This is a genomic window from Aestuariibius sp. HNIBRBA575 (assembly GCF_040932005.1).
GTDB lineage: Bacteria > Pseudomonadota > Alphaproteobacteria > Rhodobacterales > Rhodobacteraceae > CANLNM01.
In genome coordinates this window covers 3,168,924-3,191,165 of the sequence record NZ_CP162414.1, presented here as the reverse complement: position 1 = coordinate 3,191,165, position 22,242 = coordinate 3,168,924, and the positions used below count along the sequence as shown (strand labels likewise).

Genomic DNA, 22,242 nt, shown 5'->3' with positions numbered 1-22,242 from the left:
CATGTTTTCCTTTCTCACTCGGCTGCGGTGGCAGAAGATTCTGCACCGGAATGGCCGTAATGGGCGTTAAAGTCGTCTTCGATGGTTGCTGGCATTGGCAGCGGTTTCTCGATGACGCCAAGCAATGGCAGGATCACGAGGAAATATGCGAACCAATAGGCCGATGCGACCAAGGAGATGTACGGGTAGATCCCGTCTGTTGGCATGGCGCCAACCCACATCAGAACCAAGAAGTCGATTGCCAGAAGCGCAAACCACCATTTGAACATGGGACGGAAACGACCGGACCGCACGCTGGAGGTATCAAGCCAAGGCACGGCACCCATGACAGCAATCGCGCCAAACATCGCCAGAACACCAAAGAATTTGGCGTCGATGATCCCGAAGGATACCCATTCGACCAGCATCACAACCCAAACATCCGCAGTAAACGCCCGCAGGATCGCGTAGAACGGCAAGAAGTACCATTCAGGAACGATGTGTGCAGGTGTCGCCAGTGCGGTCGCTTCGATGTAGTTATCTGGGTGGCCCAGATAGTTTGGCATAAAGCCAACGATTGCCACAAAGACGGTCAGGATAACGGCCAGTGCAAACAGGTCTTTGATCACAAAGTAAGGCCAGAAAGGCAGTGTGTCTTTTTCGGCTTCTTCTTTGGAACCGCGACGCACCTCAACACCAGTTGGGTTGTTGTTGCCTGTGGTGTGGAACGCCCAGACGTGCACGATTGTCAGGCCAACCAGAACGAATGGCAGCAGATAGTGCAGCGAGAAGAACCGGTTCAACGTGGATTGACCCACAGCGCCCGCGCCCAGCAGCCAGGTTTGGATCGCTTCGCCCACAAATGGGATCGCGCCAAACAGGCCTGTAATCACAGCTGCACCGTGGAATGACATCTGACCCCAAGGCAGAACGTAGCCCATAAAGCCTGTGCCCATCATCACAAGGAACATGATGATGCCGATGACCCAGGTGACTTCACGAGGGGCCTTGTAGGATCCGTAGTACAGACCGCGGAAAATGTGCGCATAAACCGCCACAAAGAACAGCGATGCGCCATTCATGTGGAAATACCGGATCATGTGACCGCCGTTTACGTTGCGCATGATGTGTTCGATCGACGCAAAGGCCAGATCAACATGCGGTGTATAATGCATCACCAAAACAACGCCGGTTGCGATCTGCAACACCAGCGTAAAGGCAAGCACGATGCCCCAGATCCACATCCAGTTCAGGTTCTTGGGGGTGGGGATCATCAATGTGTCGTATAGCAAACCAACGATTGGCAGCCGCGTGTGCAGCCACTTTTCCGCGCCGGTTTTGGGTTCGTAATGGTCGTGGGGAATACCAGCCATGATACCGTCTCCTTAACCGAGTTGAATTGTGTTTTCGTCAAGGAAACCAGCGACCGGAACCGGGAGGTTCTCAGGTGCGGGACCCTTACGGATGCGACCGGACGTGTCGTAATGCGACCCGTGACATGGGCAGAACCAGCCGTGGAAATCACCAGCGCCGTCACCCAAAGGCACACACCCAAGGTGCGTACACAGGCCCATCTGAACCAGCCATTCGCCAGCTTCGTCCAACGCACGATTTTCATCGGTTGCTGGCGCGCCTTCTGGGCCGTTGCCGTTGCGTGCGATCTGATCTGACAGATCAGCCAGATCAACGGCACGGGCTTCTTCGATTTCGCTGGTTGTCCGGCGGCGGATAAACACTGGTTTACCTTGCCAAAGAACAGTCAACTGCGTGCCGGGTGTGATCCCGGAAATGTCGACAGTTTTTGTCGCGGCTGCGCGGACATCGGCGGATGGGTTCATCTGGTTGACTAGCGGCCAGACTGCGGCGCCAGTGGCGACAGCACCTGCGCCAGCGGTGGCGTAGTAGATGAAGTCGCGGCGGCTGCCCTGATGGTCGTCGGCGTGTGACACTGGGTGCATCTCCGTGGTTGCCAGGCCTTTTGGGCCCATAGGTATCGGACGGGCGCTGAAAACAGGGCCCATTCGGGGCTGTCTAACGGGCAAAGTCATGTCAGTCCAGCGGACATTCGGGCGCAGATAGGGTTGAATCGGATACAACCGGGGGCGAATCGTCGCGTTGATGCAAAAACATCACCCCTGATGGCTTGTTTGCGCAGGGGGCAGGGCCTATTTTCACCCCAACCCTTCAGAAAGAAAAATCCATGTTTACGCGACTCGCTCTTGCAACTGCCCTGACCTCTTTGCCTGCTATGGCCTTTGCCGAAGTAGAGCTGAGCTTTTATCTCGGTGCCCAAGAAGCGGCGCATTCGCGGGTTTTTGTCGATGATCCCGTCATCGGAGAAGAGGATTTTCTGGCCGCATGGCTGGGGCGGTCATTCGAAATGCCCCCCTATTATGGTCTGCGGGGGACATACTGGCGCAATGATCGGTTTGGCTATGGCATCGATTTCAGCCATTCCAAGGTTTACGCCAGCGACAGCACCCTCACGGACAATGGCTATGACACGTTGGAATTTACCGATGGTGTCAACATCCTGACGGCCAATGCCTATCGCCGCTGGAACGATCAATGGGGCCAGATCACGCCTTATGTTGGGGCAGGTGTCGGGATTTCGATCCCACATGTCGAAGTGACCAAAGGCGGATCAGACACGTTTGAATTCCAGATCGGTGGTCCTGCCGTCGCATTGCTGGGCGGTGTCAGCTATGAAATTAACGACAGCTGGGCCGTGTTTGGCGAATACAAAGTCAGCTATTCGCCCCTATCGGTTGATCTGGAAACCGACGGCACATTGGAAACCGATCTGGTGATCAATGCTGTGAATTTCGGGGTTAGCTTTTCCTACTAACCCCAACTTTGACGCGTATTTAGGCCGGCTTGGTGTCCACCATGGCCGGTCTTTTTGCAAATTCTGCCTCCCATGCGGCCAAAACCGGGTGCTGTGCGCGCCATTTGCGGGAATCATGCCGGAAATCCACATAAGCCAGCGCACTGGCCATGCCGATCTGGCCGATATTCAGCGGGCCTTCTAGGTGGCTCATCCATTGCGATTCGATGGTGTCCAGCGTGCGGTCAATTTTGGCCCACTGCGTGTCGATCCAATCCCCGGACGCGCCTTTTGTGCCTTTGAAGCGGGCCTCATAGGTCATGGACACGGCGGCCTCCATCAGGCCATCGGCGGTGGCTTCTAATGTCAACATTTCCCAAATGCGCGTCGCGGGATACAGCGATGCCTGCGCGCGATCGTTCAGGAACCGACAGATAACGCGGCTGTCATACAATGTCGGGCCATCATTGCGTACCAGCGCCGGGATTTTGCCCAGCGGGTTTGCGGCGGCCACCTCATCTGCGGTGTCAAAGGGCGTGGTGTGAACCAGAACCTCTTGGGTTTGATCCAACTGACCCGTTTCGCGCAGCACAATGCGGGGTTTGCGGGCAAAGGGGCTGGCGGGGGACATGATCAGTTTCATCAATTGGCCTTTCGATCAGGTTGGTGGGATAGAGCTTGCGCATCAAGGCGAAGATTGGCAAGTCAGGGATGTTCTCAGGGCGGGGTGCAATTCCCCACCGGCGGTATGTGGATCACACCACGAGCCCGCGAGCGCATCGGCAACCCCGATGGTCAGCAGATCCGGTGCGATGCCGGAGCCGACGGTGAAAGTCCGGATGGAAGAGACCGTATAACTGGATGCCCTTGGGCAGACCATGTTGTTCGTTATCGCCTTGGGTGACGTGTCAGTTGCTAAAGGAGAAAAGAATGACACACACCCGCTATGCCTTTGTTAAGGCACATTGGCATTCCGATATCGTTGATCGCGCCTATGATGGGTTTTGCGACATCATTCCCGCCGATCAGATTGATGTGTTTGACGTACCCGGCGCATTTGAAATGCCGCTATTGGCGCAGGAATTGGCCAAGACCGGTAAATACGCGGCGATCGCTGCGGCTGCCTTTGTGGTGGATGGCGGGATTTACCGTCATGATTTTGTCGCGCAGGCCGTGGTCGATGGGCTGATGCGTGTGGGGCTGGATACGGGCGTGCCGATTTTGTCCGTGTCCCTGACGCCGCATCACTATCAGGAAACCGACCATCACAACGCGATCTATCGTGCGCATTTTGTCGAAAAGGGCCGCGAAGCCGGGCAGGCTGCGCTGAAAATCACCCAGACACGCGCGGCATTGGCGTGATCTAAGCCAGATTCAAGCCGGAAAGAGGGTGATTTCGTCGCCCTCTTTCCAAGCTGGGTATTTCTGCATGATTGATGCCAGTCGGTCACTGGCCAGAAATGCCTCTAGCCAACGGGACAGGTGTGGACCTGCCTCTGCGTCAAAGCGGGCTTTGTCGATCATCGCAAATTGCCGCACAAATGGCAGAATGGCCAAGTCAGCCAGTCGCGGTGCGGTGCCAAACAGATAGTCCTGCCCGTCCAATTGATCGTTGAGCTGCGCCAGAAACGCCATGGCGGTGGCGCGTTCCGTCTCTGAATCTTTGTCCGGATGACGAGAGGCATATTTGGTGTAATCCAGCGCGTCTTTGAATGGGCCATCGGCCTGCGTGATCAAGTCCAAACCCGAAGCCGGCATATCCAGCAGGTTTTCTGGATCGTTCTGGTTCAGCGCCCATCGCATGATGTCAAAACTTTCATCGATGTTTTCGGGCTGTGCCGCCAGACTGGGCACGGTGCCAGAGGGCGAAACCGCCAAAAACGCATCGGGTTTGTCGCGCAAAACGATTTCACGCAGCTCAACTGATACCTGCGCGCTGGCAATCGCCAGACGTGCGCGCATGGCATAGGGGCAGCGACGAAAGGAATAGAGGATGGGTTGGGTCATGACTATTTATACCACCAAAAGCCTAAGCCGTAAGCTGTGTTCCTCGGGTGCCGGTGATTTGCGCGGTGATGATCTGACTTTCGGGTTGGTCAGTGTCAAAGATCACTTCGGCAAATTGTTCGGTGCGTCCCATACGTGGATTTTCCAGCAGGATGTGATGGGTTTTTCCGGTCTGCCCCGTCAGGTGGGTCTGAACGCGGGTATCCCCAGCGGCCCGCAGCTGGGCGGCGCGGGTTTTGATGTCTTTGCCGTTGACCTGTGGCATGCGCGCGGCGGGCGTGCCTTGGCGGATTGAATAGGGAAACACATGCAGCCATGTCAGGTTGCAATCATCCACCAGTTTCAACGAATTTTCAAAGGCAGCGTCGGTTTCCGTGGGAAAACCAGCGATGATATCCGCGCCAAAGGTCATGTCCGGGCGCAGTTTCAACGCCTGTTGGGTAAACGCGATGGCATCGTCGCGCGAATGGCGACGTTTCATCCGTTTCAGGATCAGGTTGTCGCCATGCTGCAGGCTGAGATGCAGATGCGGCATCAATCGCGGTTCGGTTGCGATGGCCATCATCAGGTTTTCGTCGACCTCAATGGAATCAATCGATGAAATGCGCAGGCGTGGCAGGTCAGGCACCAGTTTCAGGATGCGCATCACCAGATCGCCCAGTTTGGGCTGCGCAGGCAGGTCCGCCCCCCACGACGTCAGATCAACGCCGGTCAGCACCACTTCGTTATAGCCGCGATCCACGAGGCGTTTGATCTGATCCACAACCACACCGGCAGGGACCGACCGCGAATTGCCGCGACCATAGGGAATGATGCAAAACGTGCAGCGGTGATCACAGCCATTTTGCACCTGCACATAGGCGCGACTGCGGGTGCCAAACCCATCGATCAAATGCCCTGCCGTTTCGGTAACGGACATGATGTCGTCCACGGCGACCTTTTCCGTGTCACCGATCAGATTTGGCACCATATTGGCCCAAGTTTCCGGCTGCATTTTTTCGGTATTGCCGATGACGCGGGTCACTTCGGCCATATTGGCAAATGTTTCGGGTTCGGTTTGCGCCGCACAACCGGTGACGATCAGCGGGGCATCCGGGTTTTCACGGCGCAGTTTGCGGATTTCCTGTTTGGCTTTGCGCACGGCTTCGGCGGTGACGGCGCAGGTGTTGATCACCATGGCGTTGCTCAGGCCGGCTTGGGTTGCCAGTTCCTTCATCGCTTCGGTTTCATAGGCGTTCAGGCGACAGCCCTGCGTGGTGAATTTGGGGGCGGTGAATTTGGGCGCGCTCATGTCACAGCCTCCAGATGCCGTCGGCCACATGGGCGGTGGGCCCCGTCATCCAGACACCATCATCGCGCCAATCAATCTGAATAGTCCCGCCATCCAGTTCAATGGTGACCTTGCGCCCCGTAATGCCACGCCGCGCAGCCGCCACCGTGGTCGCACAGGACGACGATCCCGAGGCAAGCGTCACCCCAACGCCCCGTTCCCAGACCCGCATCCGCAGATGATCCGGGCCGATCACATGGGCAAACTGCACGTTGGTCCGTTCAGGATAAAGAGGGTGATGTTCGATCAAGGCACCCTGAGCGGCCAGATCAATCGAATCAACGTCATCGACAAAAAACGTACAATGCGGATTGCCCATGCCAGTGGCGGTCGGTGCCCCCTCAATCGGCAGGCTTAACGTGTCCATTTCCGATGCCAGCGGCACTTCGTTCCATAACAGCTGAGGATGACCCATATTCACCGACGTCAGCCCGTTGCCAGCATCGCGCGCATATAATGTGCCGCGTTCGGTGGTCAGAATCAGGTCGGTTTTGCCGGTTTCATCGATCAAATGGCGGGCAATACAGCGGGTCGCGTTGCCACAGGCCCCAGATGTTGACCCATCGGCGTTGTAAAACACTAGATGAACGTCGGCCTCGTTTGTTGATTGCAGCACGGCCAATTGGTCAAAACCGATTCCCCGATGCCGATCCGCAATGGCCACAACGATATCTTCGGTCAGCGCGCTGGGCCCTTGCCGTTCATCAACCACTACAAAATCATTCCCCAGCCCATGCATCTTCATGAAGGGCAGGCCGTCTATACGTTTTTCCTGCATAAGGGGGCATATATAGTGCCGAAATAAAAACTTCCAGAGAAAGCATTTTTCTGGTTGACGCTGCGGGGCGGCATTCATAGAAGGGCCACCTAAAGTGGGCCGTTAGCTCAGTTGGTAGAGCAACTGACTTTTAATCAGTAGGTCGATGGTTCGAACCCATCACGGCTCACCACTTTACCTTTTTCATATCCCGTTGTCGTCGCAATGCAGATTGCGGGCGTTTGGCCGATTTGGTGGTTGTGTCTGCTACCTTACGAAATTGTAAGTTAGCTGCAGCGCACCTGTAAGATAGGCCCCCTATTTCTGTTTCATCGCAGGGCAAAACGCCTTTGCATTTTCAGGAACGGAGAAAAACATGAACAAGCACATGATCATCGGCGGCGCGCTGTCTGGATTGGTTTTCGCAGGGGGGGTCGCTGGAATGGTGTCGGCGCAGTCCGCGGCGATCGCTACTGGGTTGACCGAGGAACAGGTCATCGCGATTGCGTTGCAGGAAATCCCCGGCGAAGTCCAAGAGGTGGAGCTGGAAACCCATCGCGGTACACAGGTCTATGAAATCGAAATCCTGACCGCGGATGGCGCGGAAATGGAGGTTGAGATCGCCGCTGAGACAGGCGATGTTCTAAAGGTCGCGCTAGAGGGGGAAGGGTGTGATGATGGCGATAGCCACGACGATGATGATGACGCGGACGAGGCGTAAACATCAAAAACCATCGACCCATACCAAAGGGGGCTGCCGGTCACGGCGGCCTTTCTGTGACCTAAATTTCGGGATTTCGCATGCGGATTTTGCTGCTGGAAGATGACAAACAATTGGGCCCTTGGATCGCAGGTGGCCTGCGCGAAGAAGGCCATGTTGTCGATCATTTTGAGGATGGCAAAGACGCGTTGATGGCGGCCATGGGCCAAGAGTTTGATCTGTTGATCCTGGACCGAATGGTGCCGGGATTGGATGGGTTGGCGGTGCTGAAATCCCTGCGCGCCTCTAAAAACGTGACGCCCGCATTGTTTTTGACGGCTCTCGCCGAGGTCGATGCAAGAGTGGAGGGATTTGACGCGGGCGGGGACGATTACCTGACCAAGCCGTTCGCCTTTGTGGAGCTTTCTGCCCGTGTGAGCGCGCTGGGACGGCGTCGGGATGGGGGCGAATCTGAAGAAGCAGCACAGACGGTTCTGCGTCATGGGGACCTGAGCCTTGATCTGTTGTCCCGGCGCTGTGAACGGCAGGGTCAAGGGATCGATCTGATGGCCAAAGAATTCAAATTGCTGGAATATTTCATGCGTCGCCCCGGTCGGCTGGTCACACGAACGATGCTGTTGGAACAGGTTTGGGACATGAGCTTTGATCCCACAACCAGTGTCGTTGAAACCCATATCAGCCGGTTGCGGACCAAAATTGATAAACCTTTTGAAACCGCACTTTTGCGCACGCGACGTGGTGAAGGATATGTCTTTGGTCAATAGGCTGTGGGATCGCATTAAATGGCTGCGCCGGTCGTCGATGTTACGGCTGTCATTGCTGTTGTCATCCATCAGCGCGGTTGGGTTTGTGGTGGCGATCTTTGTGGCGCTGACCCTCGGCCAGAATGCGATTGAGCGGCGGGTTGATGCCACCTTAACCGCGCTCGCCAGGGCCGCTGTCCTAGAGGACGCGCAGGGCGATACCCCTTCGATGATCCTGCGACCGCTGGATAATTTGCGCGGATTGCCGATGCCCTTTGCGCGGGCTGTGGCGCGCGGTGGTGGCACAATTGACCTAGACCGCAATTTGTTTCGGTCTGATGTCTGGCGTGTGCTGGTCGCGCATGACAGCAACGACGTTCCCGTTATGGTCGCCATCCCCCTAGAAGAAAGCGATCAGGCGCGGGAACTGCTTGCCAGTATTTTGTGGACAACCGCCGGGCTTGTGATCGCGCTGACGCTTGTTATCGGGTTTGCGGCCGGGATTGTGGCGCAGCGCCGGGTCGTGCGGATCAACGAAACACTGGGACGATTGGCGGCCGGGGATTTAACGGCGCGCACGGGCCATCAGCGATCAAAGGATGATCTGGATGACGTGGCGCGTCAGTTGGATTTAACGGCTGCCGAATTGGAACGCCTTGTGTCGCAGACCCGCCATCTAAGTGCGAGCATCGCCCATGATTTGCGCACGCCTTTGGCACGTTTGCGCGCACAGTTGGAAATGTTGCCACCCGGGGATGGTCGTGGTGCCGCCCTAGAAGAGGCCACACGATTGTCTGGGATTTTCGACACGATAATGCGCGTCGCCCGGATCGAAGCGGCGCAGGGCAATGATGGGTTTAAAACGGTTGCTTTGGATGATCTCGCCCAAGAGCTGATGGAAATATTCGGCCCGGTGGTCGAAGATGAAAACAAGCAATTGCAGATTGACGTGACCACGCCCGCGCAGGTTCAGGCGGATCGTCAAATGCTGGTTCAGGCGATGGCGAATCTGATCCAGAATGCGTTGGTTCATGGCGGGGATCAGATCACGCTGTTGGTTCACGGGCATGTTTTGAGTGTTTCGGATAATGGGCCGGGGGTGGATCCCACCCAATTCAAAGAGATTATCAAACCCATGGTCCGCCTAGAAACATCCCGTACCACGGATGGTTCGGGTCTTGGGCTTGCTCTTGTGCGGGCGGTGGCGGATCGACATGGCGCCACTCTGAAATTGTCGCAAAACAGTCCCAGCGGACTGCGCGTGACACTGAACTTTGCAGATTTGTAAGGTGCCCGTCAGCACGACGTAAAACCCGGACCCTATCTACAATGTATCGAAACAAAAGATGACATTGGAGATACCAAAATGAACGCAATCATCACCAAATCCGCAACCATCCTGTCCAACATGGCGCTGTTCGCAATTGGGGCGGTGATGGCATTGCTGGGGCTGTCTGTTATTGGCGTGTTGGCGTTGTTTGCCTTGTTCATGGTTGGGCTTACGTTTCTGGCGGCCCCGTTTGCGCAGATGATCCAACCTGCCGCGTCAAAGGACGAAGCAGCGCCCTCAGTTGCCTAGGTCGCGCTGAAAGCCAGAAAGGATGCAAAGATGAATGCTATCGCGAAGTCGCACGGATTTGTCACCAAATCCATTCATTGGATGTCGGCTGGCCTGATTGGTTACGGCTATGTCAAAGGGTTGGACAATGTGCGCCAGCTTGGTGATCCCGGCGTTCTACAACTAGAAGTGGGCTATGCTGTGCTGGTCGGGCTGTTGTTTGCGCTGCGATTGGTCTGGACCAAAACGCTTGCCGGATCGACGCGCCTGCCTGATGCCGCGCCGCGCTGGGAACATCTGGCATCGCGCGCGGTGCATATGGGCCTGTACGCATCGGTGTTTGGGATCGTTTTGTCGGGTTTGGGAATTGCGCTCGGCTATTCCATTCCGGCATTGGGCGGGCTGTTTATGACTGCGATGTTAGGGCTACACGAAGGGGCGTTATCGCTGTTGCCGCTGTTATTGTTGGCACATATCGCTGGGGCGTTATGGCACAAAGTTGTGCGCCGTGACGGTGTGCTAGAAAGCATGACAGGCAAGCTGCCAATATAGGCCTGACCCATCCAAGATTGAAAGCCGCCAATCCGAACTTGGCGGCTTTTGGTTTGACCAACCAATCCCCCGGATCGGCCCAAAAACATCCGTAGACCGGTCCTGAAATTCGCCAAAATCGCGTTTTCACATTGGGACTGCAATTGCAAATGCAAAAATAGCTTGCTTATGTGAAACCAATGATCAATCGTGTTTGGACGGACCAAAATAGCCTATGGGAGGCAACTTGGCTATCAGCCGGGTAGAATTTGGAGGAAATTCGAATGAAAAAATTACTAGGTGCAGTCGCCGCTGCCGCTGTCGTTTCGGTCACTCAAGTGGCGGCAGATGACTTTACGATTGGTTTGTCTGTTGATCAGCTGTTTGAAAGCCGCGTCGCCGTCAATAACGGGATCCACGCAGAATCCGAAGATCGCGGATACACCGTGATTGAGGTTGTCGCGGACGGGGATGCGCAGCAACAAAACGCGCAAATTCAATCGCTTATCGCGCAAGGCGTCGATGCTATCCTTGTTTGTGCGGTTGATCAAAACACCATCGAACGCGCCTTGATTGCGGCAAAACGTGCTGACATTCCCGTGGTCGCCTATGACCGGGATTTGCCAGATAGCGCGGTTGTGCAATCCTTTGTTGGGCCGGATTCGCTGATTGATGGGCGGCTTGCCGGTGAATACACAGCCGAGGCATTGGCCGGCTACGAAGGCCAAATCAACATTGTTGAGCTTATCGGCGCTTTGAACGACCAAAATGGCATCGACCGTTCGCTTGGGTTCCGCGAAGGCATCGCGAAACTGGAAAATGTGAACATCATCGAAGTGCCGACCGACTGGGCGTCTGATCGTGCCTTGTCAGGGACCCAAAACGCGTTTCAGGCAACCCCTGACATCGCTGCTGTTTTTGCCGCCACGGATACACATATCCCGGCTGTTGAAACGGTCCTGACGGATCTGGGGCGTTTGGTTCCAACAGGCGAAGAAGGCCATGTTGTCATCACCGGCGTGAACGGTTCACGTGATGGTTATGATGCGGTTCTGTCGGGCACTGCGGATGCGTTTGTCGTTATGGGCACAGAGGCAACAGGCCGTATGGCGGTTGATCTGGTGTCACGTATTCTGGCAGGCGAAACCGTAGAGCGGACTAACTATGTTGGCGGGAACATTTATTCCGCTGCCGACGCAGAGGCCAACGCTGATAAAATCTGGGGCGCGCCTAAATAAAGCACGCTGAATAAGCCAAAATCGCGCCCCTGTTTATGGGGCGCGTAACCGTTCTACCACCGGAGATCACAAGAATGACGTCCATGATGACCCTTCTTAGAACTTATCCAGCAATGGTGATCATCTGTGTGCTGGCCGTCGGGTTTTCGCTTTTGTCGCCGTATTTCGCATCTGCAGGCAATATCGAGGCAATGCTGGGCGCAAATGCGGTGGTGTTGATCGCAGCCGTCGGCATGACCGTTGTGTTTCTGGCAGGGGGCATTGATTTGTCGATCTCAACCGTGATCAGCGCCAGTGCCGTTTTGTCAGGGCTGGTGATGGGGGCCACGGGGAATGTGGCGCTGGGCGCGATAACGGCGGTGGTTGTTGGGATGTTGTTTGGGGCGCTAAACGGCATATTGATCGGGTTTTTCCAACTGACGCCTTTTATCACCACCATGGCCACGCAGCTGATTGCGCGCGGCGTCGCCTTTGTGATGAGCGCGGGAATCGCCGTCAAAGGCACGCCCTATTGGATGCTGGATTTCGGCTTTATGGTTTGGTTTGGCATTCCGGCATTGACGGTGATTGCCTTGGGCGTTGTGGCGATTGCCCTGGTGGCGATGGCGCGCACGACGTGGGGGCGCCATGTGATGCTGGTGGGATCAAACGCCGAAGCCGCGCGGTTTAGCGGGATCAACGTGCGCCGCGTGACGTTTAGCGTTTACCTGTTTTCCGGGGCGATGGGTGGAATCGCCGGGTTTATTTCTATCGCCAATCTCGGCAATGCGATCCCGGGTGTCGGGGATACGTTGTTGCTGATCATCATCGGCGCAGTTGTCCTCGGAGGAACGGGCATGGCTGGCGGCGAAGGGTCGGTTGGCCGGACCGTTTTGGGGGTTGGGATCCTTGCGATTTTGACCAATGGGCTGAACCTGCTGGGCATCCCATTTTATGATCAGCTGATCATTCAGGGCATTCTGATCTTTCTTGGCACTTGGATGGCCACCCGATTTGGCGCCCGGAGAACAGCATGACAGATATCCGCAAACCCGTCGTTTCTGTGCGCGACCTCAGCAAAGCGTTTGCCAGCAAAACCGTTGTTTCAAACGTGACCTTTGATCTGTTCCCCGGCGAAGCACTGGCATTGGTGGGGGAAAATGGCGCGGGAAAATCAACGACCAAAAACATGTTATGCGGCCTGTTGACCCCAACAAGCGGCGAAATTCTGGTCGAGGGCAACAGTGTCACCAAAGTGGTCGGCGCGGATCACGGAATTTCCGCCGTGCATCAGGAATTGTCGTTATTTGGCTCGCTGAGCGTGTCGGAAAATATCAGCATCTCAAATTTGCCCGGATCCGCCGCGCGGATCGATTGGGACAAGGCCGAACAAACAGCGCGTAAACAGATCGAGTTTTTGGGGATCGAAATTGACCCACGCGCATTGATCGAAACCTTGGGCGCGGGCAAACAACAGATCGTCGAAATCGCCAAAGCGTTGCTACATGCCAACAAAGTGCTGATCCTTGATGAACCCACCACATCATTGACAGCGATTGAGCGCGAAAAACTGTTCGCCATTATCGACAAGTTGAAAGCAGGCGGGCTGGCGATTGTTTTCATTTCCCATTTCATGGAAGAAATCTATCGGGTGTGTGACAGCTTTGTTGTGCTGCGCGATGGCCAGCAAGTGGGGCAGGGTCGTCTGGCTGACGTAAGCCAGCGCGCGCTCGAAGAGATGATGGTTGGCCGCACCCTAGAAGATGCCAGAGTGGATTTGGGCGATCCGACGCAATCCCCCGCCTTAGAGGTGCGCGGCCTGTCATCACCGGATTTCAATGACATCAACATCACCGTGCACAAAGGCGAAATTCTGGGGATCGCGGGGCTGATGGGCGCTGGGCGAACCGAAGTCGCCGAGGCAATATTCGGACTACGGCCTGCCACTGGGCAGGTGCGGATAAACGGAGAAGACGTGCCCCGAAACGTCACGGATATGATGGCGCGCGGCCTGTGCTATGTGACCGAAGACAGGCGCACAAACGGCCTGTTTTTGAACCGACCTGTGCGCGAAAATCTGTCAGCCGCATCGATCGTGAAATTTGTGAAACGCAAAATTCGCGGCTTTGGGTTTCGGGGGGAACGCGTGAATGCGCAGGATGTTGTGGCGGATATGAATATCGCCATCCCTCATATTGAAAACAACGTCAGTGACCTGTCCGGGGGCAATCAGCAAAAGGTTATGCTGGGTCGCTGGTTGGCGACGTTGCCAGAGATATTGATATTCGACGAACCCACCAAAGGTGTTGATATCGGTGCAAAATTCGACATCCACGAAGCCATTGCAGATCTGGCGAAAGCCGGAAAAACCATCGTGATCGTATCGTCGGATTTGCCAGAGCTGCTTCATATTACGCATCGGATGGCGGTGATGCGCAAAGGGCGGATTGTCGGCGAATTTGCTCGTGAACATTATGATTCAGTCAAAATCATTTCACTGGCAGCCAGTTCAAAAGAAGAGGCGAGCGATGCAGTTTGATAACTTACGCGACTTAATCTCGCGACAAAAATGGGTCGCAATTGCGCTGGCAACCATCGTTTTGGGTGGGGTTTTGTCGGTTGTGTCGCCCGTGTTTCTGACGTTTTCCAATTTTCAGGCCATTTTGGTGCAGGCCAGTGTGACATCAATCATGGCGGTCGGGATGACGTTTATCATTCTGACGGCTGGCATCGACATTTCTGTTGGGGCGATCTTGTTTGTGACATCGGCATTGTTTGCCCAGCTGATGATCAGCACCGAAAGCTATCTGTTGGCGTTTGGCGTCACGATGATCTGTGCTACGTCCTTGGGGGCGCTAAACGGGATATTGGTCATCCGGTTTGCCGTGTCGCCCCTGATTACAACATTGGCCACCTATTCGATCTATCGCGGGGCTGCGATCCATTTGACCGGGGCACAGAACATCCCCGTGCCGCGCGAAATGGGGTTTCTGGGGAATGGTCGGATTTGGGGCATTCCGGTTCCGATCTTGATCCTTGCTGTGGTTGTCATACTTGGGATTTATGTTCTCAGCCGGACCCGGTTGGGGGTTTATGCCCGCGCAATCGGCAATTCGGAACGCTCTGCCAAAGAAACCAATCTGCCTGTTGGCCGGGTCACAATCGCGATCTATGCCTTTAGTGGTTTTGTCACTGGGATTGCCGGGCTTATCCTGTTGGCGCGGGTCGGCGGGCTACAATCGGGCATCGGCATCGGGATCGAATTTACCGTCATTGCGGCTGTGATCCTGGGCGGCACCAAATTAACCGGCGGGTCAGGGACTGTGGTCGGATCAGTGATTGGGGCGATTTTTCTGGTCCTGATCGACAATGGCCTGAACCTGATGAACGCTTCGCCATATATTTATGACATCGTGCGCGGATCTGTTTTGTTGGCTGCGGTTGCAATTGATCGCTATTCCGCTGTGCGACAACGCGCATCGCTTGAGGCGCACAGGGCCAGCCTGATGTCTCGCTGATCTATTTGACGTCAAATTCGCGGCGGATATGCGCGCCATTTTCATCCAATGTTGGCCCAATTGCGTTGATCGCTGGCCGGTGCCCATCCATTCGAAAGGGCGCTCTGACCAGCTGGGTTGGCGTGGATGCTGTCATGTGTGCCGGATGGATTGATTGCAACATATTCAACGCTTGAAAGGACCCATTGGCCAGCATGTCATCCCAAGTCAGCACTTTGGCACACCACAGCCCGGCTTGGGTCAATGTGGTTTCCAAATCAGTCGCATTCTGGGTTTTCAACCGCTGCGCGACGAGGGTGTGAATGGCATCACGATTGGCAAAGCTGGCATCATCGGTCGTTGCCAACGCAGCAATTTGTGGGACGTTCAGCGCGTCCGCCAAATGATCCAGCCGGGTCATTGCCAGCGCAAGATAGCCCTGTTTGGTTTCGAAAACCCCATAAGGCGCGCCGAGATACCGATGTGCGGACCCATGTTGCAACCGAGGCGGCAGATTGCCCGCATTGTTTAAATAGGTGGTGAGCAGTTCAAACTGCATATCGGTGAGCGATTCCAGCAAACTGGTTTCGACCAGCGCGCCTTGGCCGGTGCGGGCGTGGCGAAACAATGCCCCCAACACTCCCATCGCCAGATTGGCACCGGTGCTGATATCCGCAATCGGAAGCCCAACCGGAACCGGCCCTGCACCGGCATTTCCGCTGAGCCACATGATGCCGGATCTTGCCTGAGCCAACAGGTCCTGACCGGGCAGATCGGCCCAATCCCCATCAGAGCCGTAACCGGTGATCGAGGCGTAAATCACATCGGGTTTTATCTGGCGCACCGCCTGATAGCCCAGCCCCAGACGTTCCATAACATTGGGTCGAAAATTTTGAATAACAACGTCCGCTTTGGCGATCAGCTGTTTTGCAGAGGCCAGTCCAGCGGGTGTTTTCAAATCAATCGATACGCTTTCTTTGCCCCGGTTGATCGCATGAAACAGTGTCGAATCCGTGCCAATCCGCGTGTCTGACAAATAATGATACCGGCAAAGATCGCCGCCCGTCGGGTTTTCGACTTTGATGACGCGCGCGCCCATATCCTGCAGTCGAAGCGCGGCGTAAGGGCCAGCCAGAAACTGACTGAAATCAACAACAAGCAATCCTTCGAGGGGCCAGAACATCGTCTATGCGCGCGTTGGGGTCAGGCTGTTGAAAACTGCAGCCGTATCCGCACCAAGCGTTGGGGCCGGGGCGTCATTGCGCAACGCTTGGCCATCCAACAGGATCGGGCAACGCGTCGTTTGCGCCTCTGCTCCGCTGGGGGTTCGGATGGTTTGAAGGGGATCGAGAGCGGTAAACCCGTCGGTTTTGACGAAGGCGGGCCAATCAAGAACCGGCGCGCACCAAACGCCCGCAGGTTCCAGAATATCCAGCCAATGTTGCACAGGTTTCTGGCTGCAAATTCGGGCGATTATCGCCTTGATGTCGTCCAGCCGCGAAAACGCCTCGGCCTGAGTGAACGCCCCAATTTCCGGCGCATCCAGCAATTGCGCAACCTTGGTCAGCGGGGTCATGGCAAAGGCAAACCAGCCATCGGACGCTTGGTATAATCCATATGGCGCGGGCTGATACGGATTGGCATTGCCGATTTCATGACGTCGGGGTTGGGTGTGATTGTCGTTCAGGAAACAGGTGAATTGTTCGAAAGTCACATCAATGGCGGATGACAACAAATCCACCTCAACCAGCCCGCCCGTGCCCGTAATCCCACGCCGGACCAAACAGGCCAGAATGCCCTGCACCAAATTCCCGGCGGTCGCGACATCCAGCATCGCAAACCCGGTCGGCACTGGACCGTCATTGGCATTCCCGCTGAGCCACGCAATCCCCGATAACGATTGAACCAGCAAATCCTGCCCCGGTTTGTCGCGCCACGGACCTGTGGTGCCATAGCCCGACACCGCCCCGTAAACCAGCCGCGGATTGAGCGCGTGCACAGTGTCGTAGTCCAGCCCGATGCGGTCCATCACGCCGGGGCGAAAATTGTGGATCATGACATCCGCCGTTGCGATCAGCGATCGTATCTTTTCCAGATCGGCGGGTTGTTTCAAATCTGCCGCGACGCTTTTCTTACCGCGGTTGAACGTATGAAAAACAAGACTGTCCCCGTCGAGTTTTTGGTCATTTACCACCATCGACCGGCACAAATCGCCCCCCTGAGGGCGCTCAATCTTAATAACCTCGGCACCCAGATCGGACAGACGCAGGGCGGCAACGGGCCCTGCCAGAAACTGGGCAAAGTCTAAGACGCGAAGACCGCTGAGCGGAAGAGGAGAGGCGGTTTCAGGCATGGGGGCTTCTTTTCTGGCTGATTTTAAGGGGTGAGTGCGGATAAAAATTTGCTCTCTGAGACGCGAAAACCCAGGTTTTCGGACAGGGTCCCAGCGGCGGTTTTAAGCGCGATCAGAGTTTCATCTGCGGTTGCGATGGGATCATTTTGCGCAATGAAACCGGTGGTGATGGCCGCAGCGATCCCACGGATATCAAAGACGGGAACACACAGGTTACGTACACCGGAAATCATCGTGCTGGGCGTGTCTTCGAACCCGTTTTCACGAATAATTTCAAGGCGTTTCGCCGTTTCAGCCTGTGTAGATTTGGGCAGCCGACCAATATAAGCATCCCGTTCCTGTTGGGGCGAAAATGCTAGGATCACGTGACCGGAACTGGTGCGTTCAATTGGAAACAGGGCGCCCGCGCGCACGGCGTAACCCGCAGGGCGCGGGCTGGGGGCGGATGTCAGTACCAAGATATTGTCACGATTTAGGACACCCAGATGACAGGATTGTTCTGTGGTGGATGCGATGCTTTCGAGGATGGGAACCGCGTGTGAAATAAGACGCTCTGTGGGATCATGACGGTGGGACAGCTCAAACAATTTGAGCGTCATCGCATATTTCCCGGTTTGTGCACTTTGGGTCAGAAAACCGCGTTCGGTCAGATAGATGACAATCCGGTAAATTTCACCCATCGTCCGACCAAGCGATTCGACCATTTCATTCATCGTCAGGCCATCTTCGACGCCGGCCAGCAATTCGATAATGTCGAACGCCTTTTCAACCGAAGGGACGGCGGATTTCCCGCTTTTGGCCGTTTCGCTGGTATCGGGTTTCTTGGGCATAACCTAACGTATCCTATGTCTCAGCCGCGCTTAGCGGTCTTTGCCTTGTTCGACTTTGGCAAAACACAACGACATAAGTTCGTTTTCATATTTTAAGCCTTGCGCAACAGTCACATCCAGCGCGGATCGTACCGCAGCTTTTACGGCTTGGGTAGCCACGGAGGAATGCGTTGCGATGGTCTGGGCGATTTGTCTGGCTGTGGTCAATTCGGCGCCATCTTCGACCAGATATTCCACCATTCCAATGCGGTCTGCCTCGGTTGCATCAAACCGTTCACCGGTCAATAGCAACCGCATCGCCTGACCGTATCCACACATCCGGGTCAAATGTTGCGCAGCACCGCCCGCGCCGTTCCAACCCAGTGCAACTTCGGGGGCGCTAAATACGGCAGATTTGGCAACAACACGCAAATCGCAGGCCAGCGCAATTTCAAGCCCACCCCCAAGCGCCCATCCCTTTACGGCGGCGATGGCGGGTTTTCGCAGTGACAGGATAGGGGGGATATAATCCTCTCGGTTGCGCCAGGCCCAGAAATCCGCGTAACCCGTCAGCGCCTTGACGTCTGATCCCGCACAAAAGGCGCGATCGCCAGCGCCCCGGATTATGACAACATGGATGCTATCATCCCCGTTGATCTGCGCACAGCAACGCGCAATGTCGCGATACATTGATGGGGTCAGGGCGTTATGTTTGCTCGGGCGATCAAGGATGAGCTCTGCAATAGGTCCGGATTGTTCGATCCAGACGATCCCGCTTTCTGTGCCATCAACATTGTCCGACATAGCGTCTGATTTTCCCACGGGTTTTTCCTTTGCAATTGCCGTTTCCCCGGTTTTTCAAACCCTCAACAGAGGCGTTTGATCCCTGCGGTTGCGACGGCTTTTTTGGCTGTCTTTATCTCAGTAGCACGGCATTTTCATAATTCAAAATTATTTTTATACTTGCAAATGAAGATTGCGCCGCGCCATAAAGAGCCGACAAAGGAGGAGCGAATTGTGGCTGCGACGTTAAAAGGCATGACGTGGGACCATCCGCGCGGCTACGATTGTGTGGTTGCAGCGTCTCAGGCGTATGGCGCGCAAACTGGGGTTCAGATCGACTGGGATAAACGGTCGCTTCAGGCCTTTGCTGATGCGCCGATCGTCGAATTGGCTGAAACATATGATTTCATCGTTTTGGATCACCCGCATGTGGGGCAGATCGCAGAAACAGGTGCGCTGTTGCCGTTGCCCTATGAACCGGGGCGGGGCACATCCTTGGGCGGTTCCGAAGAAAGCTATATCTGGAAGGATCGCTGTTGGGCCTATGCGCTGGATGCAGCGTGCCAAATGGCTGTGTGCCGACCGGATTTAGCGACTGAGTTGCCCAAAACATGGGACGCTTTGACCGGTGCGGACGCCACCCGGTTTCGAACACTCACGCCGCTGCTGCCTGTTGATGCGTTTGATATGATGCTGACCCTTGTCGCAGGACGCGGAGGGGCGGATTTGCCCCGATCGCCAGATCTGTTTGTGACCCCGGATAACGGGCATTACGCGCTGGGCGTGTTGCGGGCGCTCTATAATCTTGGACCGGATGAGCAGGTCGATATGAACCCGATAAAGGTTCTGGAAACATTGTCGACAGGGGATGAATTTGCCTGTTCGCCATGTTTGTTCGGCTATGTGAATTATGCCCGGGCCGGGTTTCGCGACCACCGTCTGAGCTACTTTGATTTGCCAATCTGCGCTGGTTTTGACGTGCCACGCGCCATTTTGGGGGGCGCGGGGATTGGGGTGTCAGCCAAAACCGCCACGCCAGAAACATCCATCGCCTTTGCGCAATGGATCACGTCGCAATCTGTGCAATCGGGGGTGTATTTGGCCAATAACGGCCAACCTGCCAATCGGCGCACATGGATCGAACAGGCGAAAAACCCAGAGGTTTCTTTGTTTTTCGACAATGGATTTCACACGATCGACAACGCCTGGACCCGGCCACGCGACGTCTGGTTTCTGGGGTTTGTCGACGATGTCTGTGCCGTCATGCCGGATTTCTTTCGTCGCAACATCCCCATCGAAACGTTTTTGAACACGTTGAACGCCTTGTATCGCCATCACCGCAAAGGAACATTATAAATGCCAGTCGCCGTCATCACCGGAGGCAACAAAGGCCTCGGGCTTCGTCAAAGTCAAAAGTTCATTGAGGCGGGGTTTGAAACCTATGTCGTTGCACGCAGCAGGGGTGACATTGATACGCTGGGATCACAGGCGCATTTCGTGGAATGCGACATCGCATCAGATCGCGACGCAACCTATCTGACCGACATATATGCCAAAGCGGGCCCGATCAGCGTGCTGGTCAACAATGCCGGCGTGCATTTGAAAAAACCGATCTGGGATGTGCGCCCAGATGAATTCGACACGGTTCTGGATGTGAATGTCCGGGCGATGTTTGCGGGATGCGGTCGTTATGTTTCGCTGCATCGCGACACGGGTGGTGCAATTGTGAATATCGCATCGATGGGGGGGATTATGGCGCTCCCTTCAGCGGCGGCTTATGTGACGGCGAAAACGGCTGTTGTGGGACTGACCCGGTCGGTCGCGGTGGACGCGGCCACGTTTGGCATCCGTTGCAACGCCGTTAGCCCCGGTTTCATTGACACGGATATGACCCGCGCCGTTCTGGCCAAAGATCCGGCACGACGTGACAAAATCGAAAACCGCATTCCGGGGCATCGTTTTGGCACGCCAGCAGATGTCGCCAATGCGGTGTTTTACCTTGCTTCGGATCAAGCGGCCTATGTGAATGGTGTAAACCTGCCGGTTGATGGCGGATATGCGGTGGGGTTCTGATCATGGGGATTGAAACCAAACTGACCGCCGCGCAGGCCATTCAAACAGCAAAGCAACCTGAATCAACCCGCATCGCGGATGGTCATGTGCGCCTGAAACTCGCCGTAGCGAGCCTGTGTGGCACAGATTTGCATTACTATTCGCAATTTTCGAATGCGGGTTTTTTGCTACAAAATCCTGTGACCTTGGGGCACGAAGCCTGCGCATATGTCACAGATTCAAATGGTAGCGATCTGGACGTCGGACAGTTGGTTGCGCTGAACCCGATCATGAATTGCCAGACCTGTGCGCCATGCCTGCGCGGCGAAGAAAACCTGTGCACCGCCAAAAAATTCCCCGGTTCGGCCACAACTGTTCCGCATCTGGATGGGTTTTTCCGCGATGTGATTGATCATCCGGCGCGTTGTTGTCGACCTGTGGCCAAACATGTTGACCCACGCCATCTGACATTTGCAGAACCCATGGCCTGTGCGCTGCATTCCCTGAACAAAGGGGGTGTCACAAAGGGTCAGACCGTTCTGGTGACGGGATGTGGCCCAATGGGGCTGTTGGCGATTGCGGGTGCGGCGGCGCGTGGCGCTGTTGTGACAGCGACGGATCTTCGCCAAGGGGCGGTCGACGTGGCGCGTTTGGCAGGTGCGCAACAGGGGCTGGTGATCGGTGAATTTGATCAGGCCGATCTACATCGACAATTTGACGTGGTGATTGAGGCAAGCGGCGCGATCCCGGCCTTTAACATGGCGCTGATGGCCGTGCGTCCAAAGGGGCGGGTATCGATCCTCAGCAACATTCAACTGCGCGACGCTCAGGTCAATTTGAACCAGATCATGCTGAAAGAGATCGAAGTGTTTGGATCGTTTCAGTTCAACCGTGAATTCGAAGAAGCCGTGCAATTGATCGAAGCGGGGCAGGTCGATTTCGACGTTTTAACCGCGCAGGAATTTCCGTTGGAACAGACGGGTGATGCGCTTGAACTGATGGCCAGTGGCAAGGCGTTCGGAAAGATTATCCTTCTAGGAGGTGACGTCTAACCCGTGATGCTGAACCCATCAAAGGA

At 55.5% G+C, this 22,242-nt stretch carries 24 protein-coding genes, 1 tRNA gene and 1 riboswitch; of the genes, 15 read left to right on the top strand and 10 right to left on the bottom strand.

The window, feature by feature from the left end; translation table 11 throughout:
- Nucleotides 1–14: 14 nt before the first annotated feature.
- Both AB1F12_RS16070 and petA read right to left on the bottom strand, forming a co-directional pair.
- Nucleotides 15–1,352: a cytochrome bc complex cytochrome b subunit gene (locus AB1F12_RS16070; RefSeq protein ID WP_368185398.1), complete on the bottom strand. Its 1,338-nt coding sequence runs from the start codon at nucleotides 1,350–1,352 to the stop codon at nucleotides 15–17.
- 12 nt (nucleotides 1,353–1,364) lie between these two features.
- Complete coding sequence (gene petA, locus AB1F12_RS16065; protein WP_368185396.1) at nucleotides 1,365–1,928, bottom strand: ubiquinol-cytochrome c reductase iron-sulfur subunit; 564 nt, start codon at nucleotides 1,926–1,928, stop codon at nucleotides 1,365–1,367.
- Between the two features lie 251 nt (nucleotides 1,929–2,179).
- Between petA and AB1F12_RS16060 the strand changes: the two genes are divergently transcribed.
- A complete protein-coding gene (locus AB1F12_RS16060) occupies nucleotides 2,180–2,827 on the top strand; it encodes an outer membrane protein (protein WP_368185394.1) in 648 nt (215 codons plus the stop codon).
- Nucleotides 2,828–2,846: 19 nt separating this feature from the next.
- Here the strand turns inward: AB1F12_RS16060 and AB1F12_RS16055 are convergent, their stop codons facing one another.
- Nucleotides 2,847–3,449 (bottom strand): glutathione S-transferase, encoded by a 603-nt coding sequence (locus AB1F12_RS16055; protein WP_368185392.1) that lies wholly within the window; start codon nucleotides 3,447–3,449, stop codon nucleotides 2,847–2,849.
- Nucleotides 3,450–3,515: 66 nt separating this feature from the next.
- A riboswitch (FMN riboswitch) is annotated at nucleotides 3,516–3,661 on the top strand.
- 75 nt (nucleotides 3,662–3,736) lie between these two features.
- Here AB1F12_RS16055 and AB1F12_RS16050 point away from each other — a divergent pair.
- Nucleotides 3,737–4,168 (top strand): 6,7-dimethyl-8-ribityllumazine synthase, encoded by a 432-nt coding sequence (locus AB1F12_RS16050; RefSeq protein WP_368185390.1) that lies wholly within the window; start codon nucleotides 3,737–3,739, stop codon nucleotides 4,166–4,168.
- Nucleotides 4,169–4,180: 12 nt separating this feature from the next.
- Here the strand turns inward: AB1F12_RS16050 and AB1F12_RS16045 are convergent, their stop codons facing one another.
- The 3 genes from AB1F12_RS16045 to dapF are packed head-to-tail and all read right to left on the bottom strand — an operon-like array spanning nucleotide 4,181 to nucleotide 6,921.
- Complete coding sequence (locus AB1F12_RS16045) at nucleotides 4,181–4,813, bottom strand: glutathione S-transferase (protein ID WP_368185388.1); 633 nt, start codon at nucleotides 4,811–4,813, stop codon at nucleotides 4,181–4,183.
- Nucleotides 4,814–4,835: 22 nt separating this feature from the next.
- The gene (mtaB, locus tag AB1F12_RS16040; protein ID WP_368185387.1) at nucleotides 4,836–6,104 is read right to left on the bottom strand and encodes a tRNA (N(6)-L-threonylcarbamoyladenosine(37)-C(2))-methylthiotransferase MtaB; all 1,269 of its coding nucleotides are present in this window, start codon (nucleotides 6,102–6,104) and stop codon (nucleotides 4,836–4,838) included.
- A gap of 1 nt (nucleotide 6,105) precedes the next feature.
- A complete protein-coding gene (gene dapF, locus AB1F12_RS16035) occupies nucleotides 6,106–6,921 on the bottom strand; it encodes a diaminopimelate epimerase (RefSeq protein WP_368185385.1) in 816 nt (271 codons plus the stop codon).
- Between the two features lie 96 nt (nucleotides 6,922–7,017).
- Between dapF and AB1F12_RS16030 the strand changes: the two genes are divergently transcribed.
- From AB1F12_RS16030 to AB1F12_RS15985, 10 genes are all read left to right on the top strand, one after another.
- A tRNA-Lys gene (locus tag AB1F12_RS16030) sits at nucleotides 7,018–7,093 on the top strand.
- A gap of 183 nt (nucleotides 7,094–7,276) precedes the next feature.
- Nucleotides 7,277–7,621 (top strand): PepSY domain-containing protein, encoded by a 345-nt coding sequence (locus tag AB1F12_RS16025; protein WP_368185383.1) that lies wholly within the window; start codon nucleotides 7,277–7,279, stop codon nucleotides 7,619–7,621.
- An 80-nt stretch (nucleotides 7,622–7,701) separates the two neighbouring features.
- The gene (locus AB1F12_RS16020) at nucleotides 7,702–8,385 is read left to right on the top strand and encodes a winged helix-turn-helix domain-containing protein (RefSeq protein WP_368185382.1); all 684 of its coding nucleotides are present in this window, start codon (nucleotides 7,702–7,704) and stop codon (nucleotides 8,383–8,385) included.
- Complete coding sequence (locus AB1F12_RS16015; protein ID WP_368185380.1) at nucleotides 8,369–9,652, top strand: ATP-binding protein; 1,284 nt, start codon at nucleotides 8,369–8,371, stop codon at nucleotides 9,650–9,652. The genes AB1F12_RS16020 and AB1F12_RS16015 overlap by 17 nt, the downstream gene beginning before the upstream one ends.
- A gap of 78 nt (nucleotides 9,653–9,730) precedes the next feature.
- Nucleotides 9,731–9,943 carry a hypothetical protein gene (locus tag AB1F12_RS16010; protein ID WP_368185379.1) on the top strand — a complete coding sequence of 71 codons (213 nt, stop codon included), beginning with the start codon at nucleotides 9,731–9,733 and terminating at the stop codon, nucleotides 9,941–9,943.
- A gap of 30 nt (nucleotides 9,944–9,973) precedes the next feature.
- Nucleotides 9,974–10,474 carry a cytochrome b gene (locus tag AB1F12_RS16005; protein WP_368185377.1) on the top strand — a complete coding sequence of 167 codons (501 nt, stop codon included), beginning with the start codon at nucleotides 9,974–9,976 and terminating at the stop codon, nucleotides 10,472–10,474.
- Between the two features lie 263 nt (nucleotides 10,475–10,737).
- A complete protein-coding gene (locus AB1F12_RS16000) occupies nucleotides 10,738–11,691 on the top strand; it encodes a sugar ABC transporter substrate-binding protein (RefSeq protein WP_368185376.1) in 954 nt (317 codons plus the stop codon).
- A 74-nt stretch (nucleotides 11,692–11,765) separates the two neighbouring features.
- Complete coding sequence (locus AB1F12_RS15995; RefSeq protein WP_368185374.1) at nucleotides 11,766–12,707, top strand: ABC transporter permease; 942 nt, start codon at nucleotides 11,766–11,768, stop codon at nucleotides 12,705–12,707.
- Complete coding sequence (locus AB1F12_RS15990; RefSeq protein WP_368185373.1) at nucleotides 12,704–14,209, top strand: sugar ABC transporter ATP-binding protein; 1,506 nt, start codon at nucleotides 12,704–12,706, stop codon at nucleotides 14,207–14,209. The genes AB1F12_RS15995 and AB1F12_RS15990 overlap by 4 nt, the downstream gene beginning before the upstream one ends.
- Nucleotides 14,199–15,188 carry an ABC transporter permease gene (locus AB1F12_RS15985; RefSeq protein ID WP_368185371.1) on the top strand — a complete coding sequence of 330 codons (990 nt, stop codon included), beginning with the start codon at nucleotides 14,199–14,201 and terminating at the stop codon, nucleotides 15,186–15,188. Before AB1F12_RS15990 ends, AB1F12_RS15985 begins: the two co-directional genes overlap by 11 nt.
- Before the next feature lies 1 nt (nucleotide 15,189).
- On the opposite strand, the gene AB1F12_RS15980 is transcribed toward AB1F12_RS15985, so the two are convergent.
- From AB1F12_RS15980 to AB1F12_RS15965, 4 genes are read right to left on the bottom strand one after another with little or no spacing between them, the layout of a single operon-like run.
- Nucleotides 15,190–16,350: a CaiB/BaiF CoA transferase family protein gene (locus tag AB1F12_RS15980; RefSeq protein WP_368185370.1), complete on the bottom strand. Its 1,161-nt coding sequence runs from the start codon at nucleotides 16,348–16,350 to the stop codon at nucleotides 15,190–15,192.
- Nucleotides 16,351–16,353: 3 nt separating this feature from the next.
- Complete coding sequence (locus tag AB1F12_RS15975) at nucleotides 16,354–17,520, bottom strand: CaiB/BaiF CoA transferase family protein (RefSeq protein WP_368185369.1); 1,167 nt, start codon at nucleotides 17,518–17,520, stop codon at nucleotides 16,354–16,356.
- Between the two features lie 23 nt (nucleotides 17,521–17,543).
- Nucleotides 17,544–18,350 (bottom strand): IclR family transcriptional regulator, encoded by an 807-nt coding sequence (locus AB1F12_RS15970; RefSeq protein ID WP_368185368.1) that lies wholly within the window; start codon nucleotides 18,348–18,350, stop codon nucleotides 17,544–17,546.
- Between the two features lie 30 nt (nucleotides 18,351–18,380).
- Nucleotides 18,381–19,151, bottom strand: a complete 771-nt coding sequence (locus AB1F12_RS15965) for an enoyl-CoA hydratase/isomerase family protein (protein ID WP_368185366.1) — start codon at nucleotides 19,149–19,151, stop codon at nucleotides 18,381–18,383.
- A 195-nt stretch (nucleotides 19,152–19,346) separates the two neighbouring features.
- Between AB1F12_RS15965 and AB1F12_RS15960 the strand changes: the two genes are divergently transcribed.
- Genes AB1F12_RS15960 through AB1F12_RS15950 form a run of 3 tightly spaced genes read left to right on the top strand, consistent with a single transcriptional unit; the run spans nucleotide 19,347 to nucleotide 22,216 of the window.
- The gene (locus AB1F12_RS15960) at nucleotides 19,347–20,468 is read left to right on the top strand and encodes an extracellular solute-binding protein (RefSeq protein ID WP_368185365.1); all 1,122 of its coding nucleotides are present in this window, start codon (nucleotides 19,347–19,349) and stop codon (nucleotides 20,466–20,468) included.
- Nucleotides 20,469–21,185, top strand: coding sequence for an SDR family NAD(P)-dependent oxidoreductase (locus tag AB1F12_RS15955; RefSeq protein WP_368185364.1), 717 nt, complete (start codon nucleotides 20,469–20,471; stop codon nucleotides 21,183–21,185).
- Nucleotides 21,186–21,187: 2 nt separating this feature from the next.
- The gene (locus AB1F12_RS15950; protein ID WP_368185363.1) at nucleotides 21,188–22,216 is read left to right on the top strand and encodes a zinc-binding dehydrogenase; all 1,029 of its coding nucleotides are present in this window, start codon (nucleotides 21,188–21,190) and stop codon (nucleotides 22,214–22,216) included.
- Nucleotides 22,217–22,242 lie beyond the last annotated feature (26 nt).

Coding starts and splice junctions, on each gene's coding strand:
- AB1F12_RS15990 (WP_368185373.1), top strand. CDS start 12,704: ATGACAGATATCCGCAAACCCGTCGTTTCTGTGCGCGACCTCAGCAAA.
- AB1F12_RS16055 (WP_368185392.1), bottom strand. CDS start 3,449: ATGAAACTGATCATGTCCCCCGCCAGCCCCTTTGCCCGCAAACCCCGC.
- AB1F12_RS16025 (WP_368185383.1), top strand. CDS start 7,277: ATGAACAAGCACATGATCATCGGCGGCGCGCTGTCTGGATTGGTTTTC.
- AB1F12_RS15995 (WP_368185374.1), top strand. CDS start 11,766: ATGACGTCCATGATGACCCTTCTTAGAACTTATCCAGCAATGGTGATC.
- AB1F12_RS15980 (WP_368185370.1), bottom strand. CDS start 16,350: ATGTTCTGGCCCCTCGAAGGATTGCTTGTTGTTGATTTCAGTCAGTTT.
- AB1F12_RS15970 (WP_368185368.1), bottom strand. CDS start 18,350: ATGCCCAAGAAACCCGATACCAGCGAAACGGCCAAAAGCGGGAAATCC.
- AB1F12_RS15950 (WP_368185363.1), top strand. CDS start 21,188: ATGGGGATTGAAACCAAACTGACCGCCGCGCAGGCCATTCAAACAGCA.
- mtaB (WP_368185387.1), bottom strand. CDS start 6,104: ATGAGCGCGCCCAAATTCACCGCCCCCAAATTCACCACGCAGGGCTGT.
- AB1F12_RS16045 (WP_368185388.1), bottom strand. CDS start 4,813: ATGACCCAACCCATCCTCTATTCCTTTCGTCGCTGCCCCTATGCCATG.
- AB1F12_RS16020 (WP_368185382.1), top strand. CDS start 7,702: ATGCGGATTTTGCTGCTGGAAGATGACAAACAATTGGGCCCTTGGATC.
- AB1F12_RS16005 (WP_368185377.1), top strand. CDS start 9,974: ATGAATGCTATCGCGAAGTCGCACGGATTTGTCACCAAATCCATTCAT.
- AB1F12_RS16050 (WP_368185390.1), top strand. CDS start 3,737: ATGACACACACCCGCTATGCCTTTGTTAAGGCACATTGGCATTCCGAT.
- AB1F12_RS15955 (WP_368185364.1), top strand. CDS start 20,469: ATGCCAGTCGCCGTCATCACCGGAGGCAACAAAGGCCTCGGGCTTCGT.
- AB1F12_RS16060 (WP_368185394.1), top strand. CDS start 2,180: ATGTTTACGCGACTCGCTCTTGCAACTGCCCTGACCTCTTTGCCTGCT.
- AB1F12_RS16070 (WP_368185398.1), bottom strand. CDS start 1,352: ATGGCTGGTATTCCCCACGACCATTACGAACCCAAAACCGGCGCGGAA.
- AB1F12_RS16015 (WP_368185380.1), top strand. CDS start 8,369: ATGTCTTTGGTCAATAGGCTGTGGGATCGCATTAAATGGCTGCGCCGG.
- AB1F12_RS15975 (WP_368185369.1), bottom strand. CDS start 17,520: ATGCCTGAAACCGCCTCTCCTCTTCCGCTCAGCGGTCTTCGCGTCTTA.
- AB1F12_RS16000 (WP_368185376.1), top strand. CDS start 10,738: ATGAAAAAATTACTAGGTGCAGTCGCCGCTGCCGCTGTCGTTTCGGTC.
- AB1F12_RS16010 (WP_368185379.1), top strand. CDS start 9,731: ATGAACGCAATCATCACCAAATCCGCAACCATCCTGTCCAACATGGCG.
- AB1F12_RS15985 (WP_368185371.1), top strand. CDS start 14,199: ATGCAGTTTGATAACTTACGCGACTTAATCTCGCGACAAAAATGGGTC.
- dapF (WP_368185385.1), bottom strand. CDS start 6,921: ATGCAGGAAAAACGTATAGACGGCCTGCCCTTCATGAAGATGCATGGG.